Annotated in this window: 9 protein-coding genes, 1 pseudogene and 1 riboswitch; of the genes and pseudogenes, 3 read left to right on the top strand and 7 right to left on the bottom strand. The window is 37.0% G+C overall.

All coding sequences use genetic code 11. The features are described 5' to 3' along the window. From LMF89_RS23570 to LMF89_RS23575, 3 genes are all read left to right on the top strand, one after another. A partial coding sequence (locus LMF89_RS23570) for a hypothetical protein (RefSeq protein WP_229537250.1) occupies positions 1–241 on the top strand: 241 nt, incomplete at its 5' end. A 1-nt stretch (position 242) separates the two neighbouring features. After that, complete coding sequence (locus LMF89_RS26005; protein ID WP_255711612.1) at positions 243–368, top strand: hypothetical protein; 126 nt, start codon at positions 243–245, stop codon at positions 366–368. A 411-nt stretch (positions 369–779) separates the two neighbouring features. Then, positions 780–1862 carry a tetratricopeptide repeat-containing glycosyltransferase family 2 protein gene (locus LMF89_RS23575; protein ID WP_229537251.1) on the top strand — a complete coding sequence of 361 codons (1083 nt, stop codon included), beginning with the start codon at positions 780–782 and terminating at the stop codon, positions 1860–1862. 506 nt (positions 1863–2368) lie between these two features. Here LMF89_RS23575 and LMF89_RS23580 read toward each other — a convergent pair. The 7 genes and pseudogenes from LMF89_RS23580 to LMF89_RS26430 all read right to left on the bottom strand — a co-directional run. Continuing rightward, positions 2369–3403, bottom strand: a complete 1035-nt coding sequence (locus LMF89_RS23580; RefSeq protein ID WP_229537252.1) for a glycosyl hydrolase family 18 protein — start codon at positions 3401–3403, stop codon at positions 2369–2371. Between the two features lie 21 nt (positions 3404–3424). Next, positions 3425–5296: a polysaccharide deacetylase family protein gene (locus LMF89_RS23585; protein ID WP_229537253.1), complete on the bottom strand. Its 1872-nt coding sequence runs from the start codon at positions 5294–5296 to the stop codon at positions 3425–3427. Position 5297: 1 nt separating this feature from the next. Beyond that, the gene (locus tag LMF89_RS23590) at positions 5298–7121 is read right to left on the bottom strand and encodes a glycosyltransferase family 2 protein (protein ID WP_229537260.1); all 1824 of its coding nucleotides are present in this window, start codon (positions 7119–7121) and stop codon (positions 5298–5300) included. A gap of 116 nt (positions 7122–7237) precedes the next feature. Further along, positions 7238–9889, bottom strand: coding sequence for a polysaccharide deacetylase family protein (locus tag LMF89_RS23595; RefSeq protein WP_229537255.1), 2652 nt, complete (start codon positions 9887–9889; stop codon positions 7238–7240). 18 nt (positions 9890–9907) lie between these two features. Beyond that, positions 9908–11230, bottom strand: a complete 1323-nt coding sequence (locus tag LMF89_RS23600; RefSeq protein WP_229537257.1) for a nucleotide sugar dehydrogenase — start codon at positions 11228–11230, stop codon at positions 9908–9910. 28 nt (positions 11231–11258) lie between these two features. Then, complete coding sequence (locus LMF89_RS23605; RefSeq protein ID WP_229537258.1) at positions 11259–12713, bottom strand: porin; 1455 nt, start codon at positions 12711–12713, stop codon at positions 11259–11261. Positions 12714–12905: 192 nt separating this feature from the next. Then, positions 12906–12991: riboswitch (cyclic di-GMP riboswitch) on the bottom strand. Between the two features lie 383 nt (positions 12992–13374). Further along, positions 13375–13800, bottom strand: a pseudogene (locus tag LMF89_RS26430) (transposase); the annotation flags it as partial. Positions 13801–14038: the final 238 nt, after the last annotated feature.

A 14038-nucleotide genomic window follows, 5' to 3' on the forward strand; every position in this document is an offset into this window, starting at 1 on the left:
CGATGTTGGTGCTACTGGAGCCACCGGCGCTACTGGTGATGTTGGTGCTACTGGTGCAACCGGTGCAACTGGAGCTACTGGTGCTACCGGTGCTACTGGTGATGTTGGAGCTACTGGTGCAACCGGTGCTACTGGTGATGTTGGAGCAACTGGTGCAACTGGCGCTACTGGTGATGTTGGAGCTACTGGTGCAACCGGTGCAACTGGAGCTACTGGTGCTACCGGTGCCACAGGCCCCTAACATGACTTGGATTGATACCCCTGATGCTGGAACTCACACTTACGAAATTCGTATTACGGTTACTGGCACAAATATTGTGAGTGCTACAGCACTTACCAGAGCTCTTAATGCTGTTCTCTTTGGATAATATATATGACAGTTCCTATTTTAATTAACTATAAGCTCACAATAACCATGATCATAAAATCATAACAAAAAAAATAGCAACAAATAGAATATTGGCAGAGACTCCTAAAGTCTCGGCCAATATTCTATTTAACTACATAGTAACTTGGGGAAACATACATTCTCGATCATACTAAAAAAGAATAACTCATTCATATTATAGAATTTCTTCTTTTTTCTTACACTTATGACACATTATCATCACCATTTACATATTATACTATGGTCCTAAGTTATTTTGAGAGGGGGTAAACTTTCAATCCTATTAATTTCTCTACTATAAGACTTACTATAATATGATCTCTAAAAAGATAACCTGATAAAAATACCATTACCCTGAACCATCAATAAAGCTTATAAATATAAGTAGGTGATGAATTTGATTACAATAAGTTTATGTCTTATCGTAAAGAATGAAGAAAACACATTAGGTCGTTGCCTTGAATCTGTCAAAAACGCCATGGATGAAATCACTATAGTGGATACAGGCTCTACAGATAAAACGAAAGAAATCGCAGCAAGATACACTGAAAAAATTTATGATTTTACATGGATCGACGACTTTGGAGCAGCCCGTAACTTTGCTTTTAGTCATGCAACACAGGATTATATAATGTGGCTAGACGCTGATGATGTTTTACTTGAAAATGATTTACAAAAACTGTTGCTTTTAAAGCAAGACCTTGACTCTACCGTCGATTCTGTAACTATGAATTATAATCTGGCATCAGATGCTAATGGCAATATTGTTTCAAGTCTACGTAGAAATAGATTAGTCAAGCGAGCAAGACAGTTCCAATGGATTGGAGCTGTACATGAATATCTGGCTGTAAATGGCAAAATCATAGACAGTGATGTTACTGTTACCCATAAAAAAGAAAGATGCGATACCGCTGACCGCAATCTAAAAATCTATGAAAAGCGTATCGCAGATGGCGAAGTCTTCTCTCCCAGAGATCTCTTTTATTATGCGAATGAATTAGTAGACCACCACATATATGAAAAGGCTGCCGAGTACTATCAAAAGTTTTTGGATACTAAATTAGGTTGGGTAGAAGATAATATTTCTGCCTGTGGCAAACTATCAGATTGTTTTGCTTTCCTTAGCGATGAACAGCAGAAGTTAAAATATATATATCAATCTTTTGAATATGATATACCTCGACCAGACTTTTGCTGTCGTCTTGGCTATCATTTTCTCAACTCCCAAAAATATTCTCTTGCTATATTCTGGTATAAACTAGCACTCGATGTAAAAGATTCAAACAATCATTCCTCTCTTAAGAACTACGCTTGCTCAACCTGGCTGCCTCATCTCCAACTATGTGTTTGCTATTCCAAACTTGGTGAAAACGTGACAGCTTTAGAACATAATAAAAGCGCAGAATCCTATGTCCCTAATCATCCCAGCGTCCTCTATAACAAAGAGTATTTTGCAAAATTATTCAATTCTTAATGCAATATAATTCCCCGTAAAACAATTTAATGATAGATAAGAAAAGCGTTGTATTTTTCTTAAAACATAGCTATTTTGAGATACAAAGAGCAGAACAAATACTTCTCTGTGTTCTTTGCGGATTTTTGTGCCCTCTGTGTTTAGCGTTTTCCGAACTTACACTTTCTAGGCTTGTAAAAAAATCTACAAAATTAACTTATTCTAAAAAGACAATCTACCAAATTATTATCTGTATCATAATATAGCAATATAGATAGTAACTCGCTCTAAAAGGAGGTCGTGTTATGGGTTTTGGATGTGGTAGACGCGGAGGTAACAGCTGGTCCGTGATTATTATCATTATCATTATCCTATTATTTGGCTTTTGTGAAGATGACTCATCATCATGCTGCTAATTGTTTCTGCTCCTTACTTTAGCAATGCTTCTACTACATAGTCATCTAGCACTTTCCATTAAAAGCAAAAAAGAACCTCTCCATTTGAGTGGTTCTTTTTTGCAAGTTTTCCTATTTTATTTTGTCGACATCCACATTCTCACCAAGACGCCACAGACTGATGTGATTTGCACCTTGCTCTTTCGCAATCGTTATCCAGTAATTTAACGTTTTCACATCAGCATACCAAACTTGATAGGTCACACCTTTACTTTTATAATCAAAAACTACGCATTGGCTTTCTTCATCCCTTTTGGTTTCACGTTCATATATTGCAGCGAGGGTTTTTGCTTCCACTTCTGTCAAGAACCTTTTTTCACCGTTATCGCCCCATAGGCATCCGCCAGTTGAAAATGCTACCGATTTCTCACCCGGCAAAGCCTTCATTCGTTTTATTGTTCTTTGGATAAATTCCTTATTGGCCTTAGGGCCGGGAGCACTATGCACTCCATAAAGGTTATAGAGCATAACGACATATTCCGGACCCTTGACAAAATCAATAGAAGAAAAGGGTGTACTCGGTTCCAGTACAATCCTTAGTTTTAAATTATTTCTCAGGGATTTTGCATACAGTCTATCTGCAAATTGCAAAAAAGTCTGTCCAATGGTTTCATCTTTCCATATTCTTTCATAATCGATTTCAATACCATCATATCCCCCCTGCAATGTCAGTGCAATGATTTCATCAATATGTTTCTCCATAGACCCATCATCGGAAAATAACCTGCGAAGGACTTCTGTATCTTTCATCACAGCCGATCCATCAGAATTCTGCTTATCATTGACAAAAGTAAGGTAGGTTTCATATTTTCTCTTTTTCTTTTGTAATTCGATTTTTTTATCACTGAGCTCTTTGGGAATGAAAAGGCGATCATTACTATCGAAAGATGCGCCAAAATAAGATAATTTCTCCAGTTTCCTTCCTAGTCTTTCTAAATCTTTTTCCCCTGCACCTAAGTCCCAATAAGCCAACCATGCTGATGCTTTTGTTGGTTCTTTTGCGACTGCATTAACAGCAGATTGACTATTATAATTGCAACCAATCAAGATAACAAAAACCGATGCAAAAATAACTGTTTTGATAATTTTATAACCTATGCTGCTCATGCATTAACTTCCTCCGATTGATTACAATTTTACAATAAACCAGTTTATAAGAGATTCCCACAGCTGCCTTACTTTAAATTTGACAGCATCAAATCCTTGCAGCCGACTGTCAAATAAAACCTTTTCCTTTTCCGCTCCCATATTTTCTGTGATCATGAGCTTTTCAAACACACCGTCATACACATCATCCGCCAAATTTCTTTGACTCCAGCCATAACCGCCCCATGCTGTTTCCAGATAAACAGCGCCTGCCTTTGGTTCAGATACTGGTAAATCGATAACAGCATCTTTTCCATCTATCATAATGCTAATCCGATTCTTCTTAAGAGATAGTGACAGCATACGATCACCTTCTGCATGAACACTAAGGTCCGGTATATATTCTCCGGCACCGTCTGTCACGGTAGGCGCATTCTCCATATTTTTATCTTTCAATCGTTCTGCATAAATCTTCGCTGTTTCAGCAGAATCAGCATATTTTACGAAGGTTTCCAGTTCTCGCATTTCAGCCGCTTTTTTATCTTCAGGAATGGATAACCTTTCTTTACCATCATATTTATCTAAGTTTAATTTAAACAGTTCTTTTTCGGCACCGCCGTTTTTTTCCGTAACATATAGAAAATTATTGAGAATATATACGGACAAGAATCGGTTTAAGCTTTCATCAGCCCTGAGATATACTTTCTGCAAACCAAGTTTATTCCCCTTCATTCTTACGGAAAGTTTCAGGTCTTCAAAATCATTACTGTTTTTTAAGCGCAATAAACCTTTATCTTTTGGCAAAGAGGTTAGGATCATCGTTTCCTCTTGAATTTCTAAAGCCCCTTTAAGGGTTTCCCATGCTTTTTGTTTGTTCAAATCGCCTTTGACAAATTCCAAGTCTTGATTGATATCATATTTGATACGCATCAACAAATGATTGGTATACCAATAGGCCTGGGGCTGCATCCTGGTTAAGTCATAAAGACTGCTGTTTCTCTGATTAAAGGAAAAACCTTCTCTGTTAAAGTTCATTTTAAATAATGTTTTAATCCAAGATTCGTTCACAGCACTTACTTTATCATTATTGCCAAAGCTTCCTGTATTGGAGTGCATCAATATGTACATTCCAGGTACGTACCCAATGGACTTTGTATAAATATCTCTTACAGCTTCATAATCATAAGAGATCCGTTCTTTCATCCTGTTATAACTTTCTTTCGGAATACCATATTCATCACGAATATAATCCATCAAATAGTGATTATATTTACGTCCCAAATAAGGCGCAACGCGAGCGTGTTTCAATAGATCTAATTCTCCAAGGTAATTATCGTACCGATCAAATACGTTAATGAATGCCAGTCGGTATCCATTGGTACCCATTTCCCAAAAACTTGATTTCTCAAGTTCTTTCAGCTCCTCGGGCATTAAAAATTTAGTATCTTTTTTTTCAAATTTTTCCGGATATGTCAACATGGTTGCTTTAAAATTCAAATCTTCTAAAACTTTTTGTGAAAAAATAGCTGTATCTCTCCTGCCGTCTTCGAAAATCAAAAAAAGAGATTTTTCCGGCAGGTCTTTTCCTGTTTGGTAGTAGTTTAAAACATCATCTTGTGTGATCGTTACATAACCCAAATCTCTTAACGCCTGTAAATGTTCATATAAACGCCCCACCCCGATTATATTTTGATTACCGATCCGCTCTACACCGAAATAGGCAAGGGCAACAAAGCCCTTATCTCCGGAAACGTTTGCATTTTGCGATGTATAAGGATGATATGCTTTTAAAGTAAATAATGCGGTGATACAAATAGCAAGCACTGTAAGGAGGATTATAATTTGTATCACTACACGTATTTTTTTTCTTCTATCTTTTTGGGCAGTGAATTTTTCATTTGATATTGTCATCATCTTATGCCCTCTCTTGCTTTTTGCGATTCTTTTTTAACAATTCTGCAAGATCCGCCGGAGTCATGCGTGTTCCCCATGTCGTTTTCCAAAAGGTAACCCAAGCAATGGGCATTTGCCATAAAAGTACGGCTTCATAGTATAAACAAAACCACAATCCGTAAATCCATGTTGAGCTTCTTCTTAGAAATAATTGGGCCATACTCATGAGCAATGCCATTAAAAAAATACCAATCATAAAGGTAAAAGGAAACACGCGATGTGCTATCGGAATGTAAATTAAATTATAAATTACGATAATCGGTGCTAAGAGCGGTACAACTACGCCCATATAAAAAGATAAGGCCATAAAAGGTTCCTTTTTCCACATAAATCCTGCTGCAATTAGGGACTCTCGAAGCCATGAGCGTTTCCAGCGCATCTGTTGTTTCAAAAAAACATTGTAGGTGTTCGGTACAATGGTATTACATATCGCGGTATCTTGATAACCCGTGCGATTTTCTCTTAATATGAAATTGGTCATGCTTCGATCATCGCCGAATGTAGCTTTCTCCCCCAAAAATCGTTGATTTAGCCAAGCATCCATATATTTAACAAGCAAATCTTTTCTGTAACAAGACAGAGGACCAGATAAACAGGTGACTGCATCAAAATAGCTTTCTGCAGCCTTCATGATACGAAAGGCAATGTAATATCGTACAGCCTGCATTTTCGTGAGTACATTGGTATAGGTGTTGGCAACGTCGGTTCTGCCGGAAACACCTCCCATTTTTGTATCTTTAAAGGGCTGGACAATATTTCGAATAGCAAAAGGATCCAAAAAGCTGTCAGAATCAACAAATACAATCAATTCATGTTGCGCCAATACTGCTCCTTTTCCCAATGCCTCCCTTTTACCTGCATTTGTTTCCTGAACAATATAATGAAGCCTGTTTTCAATATCATAGCGTTGTTCTTTAATCTTCAGTTCTTCTACGATCTCTTTAATTTTTTCAACGGATTTATCATTAGAGCAATCATCTACAACAATTACTTCTAGTTTATGGATAGGATAATCTTGATTAATACAGCCTAAAATTGTTCTTTGTATCCATTGTTCCTCATTGAAACAAGGAACAATAATTGTCACCCCAGGCGTAAAATCTTTGTCAATAGGAACTGGTCGATAAAAAGAACCAAACAGATATCGAGTAAGCAAGAATGTTGCTGCAATAATACTGTACATATACAAGATTTTATTAAATTTAAAATAAAGCACACTTTCTGCCCTCATCAGAAGAATGCAGGCAGTAATAAAGAATAGAAAAAATGAGGCAGCGGAAAGCATATACCAATTTTTCTTCTTTGTTGCATACTGGGCAAGTGACTCGATAAATTCCACTCCACACAAGGTTTTCCCTTCTGCATTTTTGTCAAAGCGGATATAATGGGCGGCAATATCAACTTTCATCTCATAACCTTCCGGCATCGAGCCGGGCGATATGACAAACTTCAGTTTGATTTGTGATGCCAGGCTCAAGCCTTGAGCCACTTCCGGAGCAACTTCCAGCAACATACCGGTAGTCGATATATCAACGCCTTTCCCGAGACATGTTACTTCTTTTCCATTAGAAACATATCGGATTGAGACATCATAATTCACCAAGTAGCGTCTGCCCATTTTTTCATTTTCTACAAGAGTTGAAATATCGTTGGGGTCCTCATTTCCCTTTACGCGGCGTCTATCTATATTCGTACGCAATTTTTCTTTATCAGGTACTTTAGAAATCAGCCTGCGATCAGGTTTGGCAACAAGTAAAATATCCTCTTCTGTTTTTATCTTATCCATCATCCACTTCCTTGCCATTTCTACGCTGCTGATTAGAGCAGCATATAATCAATCACTTTTATCATGTCATTATGATAATTTATACTTTTGCTGCATTAAACATGATCATTATTATTTCATTTCAGTGATTTTCGGCTGATTTGCGAATAGCCATCAATTAAGTAGTCTGATAACCTGCCGACTTTAAATTTGGAAGGATCAGAATCTGCTTTGGCCTCATTTGCAGTCAGCAGTATATCTAAAGCTATTGCAGTGTACGCAGCACTATCTAACATATGCAGAACCAAAATAGCGCCTTTTCTTACTTCCCCATTTTCTGTATATACTCCATCTTCAATTATTTTTTCAAGTTGAGGAACATTTTTTGCTCTATAATCATTTGTGTTGCACGAACCGGAAACAATAAATTCGTAACCAGTTTCAAACAGCACCTCAATTCCCATCTTGCTGATTGCCAGCGTTGGCGGGCGAAAAAATTTGGTTAACATTGGTTTACCATTAACGTTTACATCTCCTGTAATAGTTAATAATTTTTGATAGGATGTAGCAAGCTCCTGAATGTACTCTTCTTTATCCTGAGTATTGACTTGCTTACCTGTTTTTGGATCCCGAACTACCATAGGTTTATGTTTGTCAGAATGATCTCCAATATTATGACCTTGCATAGCAATCGTTCGAAGCAGATTTGGGTTATTTACTACATTGTGGGTGAGAATAAAAAATGTTGCCGGTACATTATGCTTGCGCAAGACATATAGTATTTTATTGACTGACGCATCCGTCCCCCAGTCGTCGAAGGTAATGAAAATAACATTGTCTTTTGTGTGTATCAATCCACTCTTATCAAGACGACGAGTGTCCATTTTTGAGAAACCTAGCATATTGTTATTGTCATTAACATCCCTGTTTCCGATATAGCGTTTAGAGGCTTCTGCCAGAAAATTGTGTGTATCAATCATTTGCTCAGATCCATCATTTTTTAGATGTGCAGAAACAGTTGTCAGGTCGACCGGGTATCGATAAATAAATCTAGTATTATTCAGAATTTCTCCTACCGGCTTAATCGTATACTGAGAGTCATTCGATAAATTATTGGCAGGATTATCATAAAATGTTGCATAGGCAATGTTATCCACTTTGCGTTGCTTGATTATTTCAGCCAAATCGCCAACCAATCGATCATTAGCATAATAATCCATTCTGAAGTGTACAATTTGTCCCCGTGCTAAAGACAACATGGATTTTCCGAAAATTTCCGCCATCACTTGATTTGCCGAAGTGTAATCTTTATGTTTGTTTTGGACAACATTGACAGATTGACCAATCAATTTATAGCCCAAACTAAAAATCACTTCTTTAGTTGTATCCGATACGGCGCCCCATGGCTGTTTTACCAAGTTCGTAGCCACCCCAAACTGTTCTTGCAGTTTCTTACTATCACGCAGAATTGTACTGCGCGTCTCATCAGCAGTCTCCCCATCCTTAGGTCTGATCGCAATACCAATTTCGTGTCCATTTTCAATGATTCTTCGCAGTGTTTCAGGGTACTTTTTCATCTCTACTTCTGCTACAAAGAAGGTCGCTTTAATGCCTAGACGATGTAACCTTGTGAGTACATCATTGACCACTGTTTCATTTGCTAATCCCCCGAAGGTATAAGAAAGAGCCGGCTCTGTGGTTGAAATCACTTTTATTTCTTGTACCTCGCTATTTACACTCTCTGCCGCATAAGCTGTTCGGCCAATAAATAAAGACGTAAATTCTTCTTGTAGGAAAGAAGCTATTTTTATAAAAAACGAGTAGTGAATACTTTCTTTAACGTTGTTTATACTATTTTGAAAAAAAGTCGTTTTTACTGGATTTTGCATACTGCTGTCAGCTGCGAAATCTTCTACATAGGCCGTAGTATAATTTGCCTTGCTAATAGCAATTAAAAGTCTTTCTACCGCAGCGATAGTTTCCTTTTCTCCCAAGTTTGCCTCTTGCGGCAGCTCTTTTAATCCAGGCTGCTTGTCAATCGCCGGTCGTAAATCCGTTTTTCCTGATTCATTTACAATCTTTTCAGTATTGGGTTTTAGTTTAACGGAAAGGATGCTTCCTGGTTTAAGCTTGCCGACAAAAGTGTCCGCTGCCAAAAGAGAATTCATTTGTTTCACATTCAAAAAAACATCACTTTTCACCACACTATTAAAACCACAGGCCTTTGCTGCTTGTAATAATTGATCCGTATAGTTGGTATCATTGCATTTTAAAAGATTTGGCTCTTGATCTGTGATCACTTTGATGATTTTTTGTGCCCGGCTGAAATCTTTTACTACTCTTTCTACAGGTAGAGTTTCCATTTTACTAATGCCTAAAAGTGAATAGTTTTCTATTTTATGCCCTGCTTTTTTGATATTTACAACGGTTTGCGGATCTTCGGCAGTCTGCATCCCATCTACAAAAAATGTTGCTTTCACATTATGTTTTTTTAATAGGTCTAAAATTTGCTGCATGCTAGTGCCATCTGTTAGCCCATCAAAAGTTATAGCAATCCGACGCTGGCCACTATTGCTACGCATGATTACAGTTGCTTTGTCTTGACTACTTTTCATTTTAGCTAATGCTTGTGCAATTTCTGCCTCAGCATTATAAGAACTTTCTATATCCGTAATGTTACAATAGTCGCCGCCTGTCGGCGCTATAAAAAAGTCTTTAAAGAAAAATATCCCGATGAGGCAAGCACCGATAAATAGAACCAGTGATGATACTATTATCTTATTTTTCACGTATATCACCCCTTATAATTAAAGACTCCAGTAAGAATATCCCTCTTCTTCTATGGCTTTTTGGTCAAATATATTCTTGATATCAATAAAGACATATTTTGTTTGTAATCTTGGCTGTTTAAATAACTTTCTCAAGTCTGTCGTCCGCAAATTCTTAAATTGTTGATGCGCTACTAAAAAGACCAGACAATCAGCATTTCGAACATCTTTTATGTCTACTAATTCCATATCAAACTCTTGTCTAAACTCTGTTTTGTCGGCAATAGGGTCTACCACATTTACTTTGATTCCATAGGTAGCAAGGTGCTTACAAACATCTACCGCTTTTGAATTGCGCATATCCGGACAATTTTCTTTGAAAGTGATACCCATAATATAAATATTAGATTTCTTGACATTTATATTAGATTGAATCATTTTTTTTATAATGTTGTCAGTGACGAAAATCGCCATATTATCATTGACTGTTCTGCCAGCGGCAATAATCTGCGAGTGGTACCCCAGCATTTCAGCCTGATAAATAAAATAATACGGATCGACTCCAATACAATGACCGCCTACTAATCCTGGATAAAAACCTAAAGCATTCCATTTGGTATTCATGGCATCAATAACCTCTTTGGTATTGATCCCCATACGATCAAAGGCCATTGCCAATTCATTCATAAAGGCGATGTTAATATCCCTTTGGGCATTTTCAGCCAATTTTGTCGCTTCTGCAACTTTAATGCTGGGCGCTTTATAAACACCTGCATGAATAATCAGCTCATAAACAGCCGCAATAATCTCCAGTGTTTCTTCGTCCATTCCTGCTACAATTTTTTGAATGTTTTTAAGCGTATGTACTCGATCCCCAGGATTAATTCGCTCCGGCGAATAGCCGATTTTAAAATCTTCGCCACATAGCAAACCCGACTCTTTTTCTAAAATAGGAGCACAAATATCTTCTGTAACTCCTGGATACACTGTGGATTCAAAAACAACAATAGTGCCTTGAGATAAATTTTCCCCTATCATTTTGCTGGCATTGATAATCGGTGCCAGATTGGGTGTCTTATCTCCATTGACAGGTGTCGGCACAGCGACAATGATAACCTTAGCTTCTTTTAGCCTCGTTGGATCACTGGTAAATTCCAAAGTTGTACGTTGAATTTCTTCATCGCCAATTTCATTGGTAGGATCAATTCCCTTTTTGTAAATATCAATCTTTTCTTGATTAATATCAACTCCCAGGGTTTTAACTTTCTCAGCAAAAGCAACAGCAACTGGTAAACCTACATATCCAAGCCCGACAACTGCTAAGAAATCTTTTTTTGTCCGAATTCTTTCAAATATTTCCATCCTTATTTCATCTCACCTGCGTATTTATTTAGAAATAATACGTTAATTGACTCCACCAAGTATCACCTTTATCCTTAGAAATTTTATCTGATAATCTGTAATATTCTATACCTGCAACAAGATTTTCTTTGAGTGCATAATTCATTCCCACTCCATAGCCCTTAAACCCCTGCATTGAACCTCCTATGCCATTCATCCCATGGGCAATATATGTTCCTCTGGACTGATTGTAATATTTGGCAAATATTTCATAGGTTCCCGCTCTCCATGATTTTAAATCACCATAGTTAAGGCTTAATACATAGCCGTTGTCATTCCCATTCCGATCCTTCAGGCTGGAACTCAAGACCATCGTTCCTACGCTAAAATTACTAAAATTATAATTTCCACCAAGAGTCCAGATTGTATTTTGATTACTGTCATCCGTCTGATAATGATACATGCCAGCTTCCAGATTATAATCAAAATCCTCATACCGTGCTGTGGCAATCGCTGTGTCTTTTGTATCATTGGTTTCTCCGTAGCTCAATGTGTATTTTACTGATCCCTCAAAATCAACTCGGATACCATCAAAGCCGCTATCATAAATATTTCCTTCTGCCATTAGATATCCAAAAGATCCTGCTTTCACTGTGGATGTGCCAACCTTTCCCACCACATATAAACGTGAAAGTTTGAATTCATTATTATAATGCACTAAATTCTTTTTACTTTCCAAAATACCATAAGCACGCCAATCCTTATTAAGTGCAGCATCAGCTCTAAGATACATACGAATTCCAGAAGAATCTCGCTTCCAGCGTTCAGACCCACTGTTAAATGCATAATGATAACGAATTTCACCGTCAAACTTCACCTTGTTGTCCGAGCGATTACTACGCTGTCCTATATGCATCAACTCATCTATGAGGGCTGTGTATGTTTCCTGATCAATATAACCTGTATTAAGGATTGCTTTTTGATCAGCAACAGTATCATTCACCTTACTTATTGTTTTTGATTCAATATCAGCATTATTCCGTAGAAATGTTGTTTTTTGCTCAGTATCAATTGTGCTGCTATCTACATGCGTTATGATTTTTACTGTAAGTTGTGCAATTCCATCTACAAATCCGGCTTTGGCTTCTTCAATATTCAAGTTTGGATTATCAATTATCTTACGTCTAATCTGTTCCATTTCGTAGGCAAACTCAGTTCTTTGGGCGTTAGGTATAATTTGCATTACTTTTGCTGTTGACCTAGATGTTGCATCTGCAAATTCAATCTTAAAATTTTCAACATTTGTGGTTGGTGCGGATACAATTGTTGCTGTAATTTGTGCCATTTCATAAGCAAAGTCAGCCTTGAACTTTTCAGTAGAAGCACTATCAAGCTGGTTTGAAGCATATACCACGTTTCCCATCCACTCACCATCAAAGGGATTCCCTGTAGATGTACTAATTACTGCTGCCATGGCAAATAGTAATATTAAATTTTTTTTCACTCAATAATTCACCATCCTGATAAAATGTATCATAATAAACCGCGATCAGTACCTATTTCTTCCACTATGTAGCTACTCTGAATATGATCATTCGTATCATTTTACCATTTATTACCTTTTGTTAGAACTTCATAATCATAGAATTTTTAATCTAATATTATTTATATTTACAACAAAAAACTGCCAAGTTGCAATTGCAACCTGGCAGTCATATACAAAATGTATGTAGACCCATGGCTTTGCGTCCTTACCTTTCAATAAGTTTGCCTTTTTCATTATTATTTTACTTATCAAACCAAACTCCAAGAGAGCATTGATATATTACCATAAATATATTATTGTTGCCAAGCATTATTATTACAAAATAAATGGTAATAAGTTTAAAATCTTTTCTAGCATTTTATCTTAAATCGCGATTAGTAGTGGAACGCTTTCGAGGATTTTAAATATCCTAATTCTTAATCAAAAAAGAGGCTGTCGCATTAGCAATTCTCTTTTAAAATTGAAGATAGTATTATCTGGAATAAAAAGGGCACACGAAAATAGAGGAACATTTTCCTCAAATTTTTGTGTGCCCTTTTTCTGGTTTTAAGCTACTTTCAACGGATGCAAATAGGACCCGCATCTGCCACTTTGTATTTTATTATGCAGTTTATTCACATTAAGTGCGAGTCCTAACCAAGATACTTTTTGCCAAAATATTTTGCTTCCTACGACCAAGAAATCTTCGGAAGCCCATATCTGCTTTCACTTCTCCAAAAGCTCCTTCCGATTGGATGCTGCGGTTCATCCGGAGTATTTTCCCTTCTTCCCTTTGTATTCGATTTAAGGATTCTTCTCGTTTTTGCTGAAATAGTTTTGAGACTTCAAAATGTTTGCTTCGTTCCTCTAAAGGCAGCTGCGGGCCAGCTATTATCCACACAACATATTCAGAATCTACGCCGAAATGAATATTGTATGCCGGTTTTAATTGACCATTTTTCATTGAATCCTCTTTCATCCGCATAAACGTTGCGTCAAGATCTGTTTTTGAAAAACTATTTCGATTCCCGGCGATATGAAGATATTGAGTGTATTTTTTAAGTCGATGATTCCTAAAACGGGAATAAGACTGGTAAATTCCTATTAAATCCATCTCCTCCACAATTTGTTCCAGTAGCCTAACAGAGTCGTCATTTGGAATGATGTATTCGATATCCAATGGAAGTTTTAATTGATAAAAGTTTCCGAAAGTTGTATAATTCGTTTGTGTTAAATTTTTTATTCGCATAAATAAATTTTACACCTTTTCCCGGACTTTTCGAAGTCCGGGAATTGTTTTTTTA

The organism is Pelosinus baikalensis, from assembly GCF_020819555.1.
In the GTDB taxonomy this organism is placed as follows: Bacteria; Bacillota; Negativicutes; order DSM-13327; family DSM-13327; genus Pelosinus; species Pelosinus baikalensis.

Bases quoted from the DNA above. Each gene is read 5' to 3' on its own strand.
- LMF89_RS26005 (WP_255711612.1), top strand. From the start codon at position 243: ATGACTTGGATTGATACCCCTGATGCTGGAACTCACACTTACGAAATT.
- LMF89_RS23575 (WP_229537251.1), top strand. From the start codon at position 780: ATGAATTTGATTACAATAAGTTTATGTCTTATCGTAAAGAATGAAGAA.
- LMF89_RS23580 (WP_229537252.1), bottom strand. From the start codon at position 3,403: ATGAGCAGCATAGGTTATAAAATTATCAAAACAGTTATTTTTGCATCG.
- LMF89_RS23585 (WP_229537253.1), bottom strand. From the start codon at position 5,296: ATGATGACAATATCAAATGAAAAATTCACTGCCCAAAAAGATAGAAGA.
- LMF89_RS23590 (WP_229537260.1), bottom strand. From the start codon at position 7,121: ATGGATAAGATAAAAACAGAAGAGGATATTTTACTTGTTGCCAAACCT.
- LMF89_RS23600 (WP_229537257.1), bottom strand. From the start codon at position 11,230: ATGGAAATATTTGAAAGAATTCGGACAAAAAAAGATTTCTTAGCAGTT.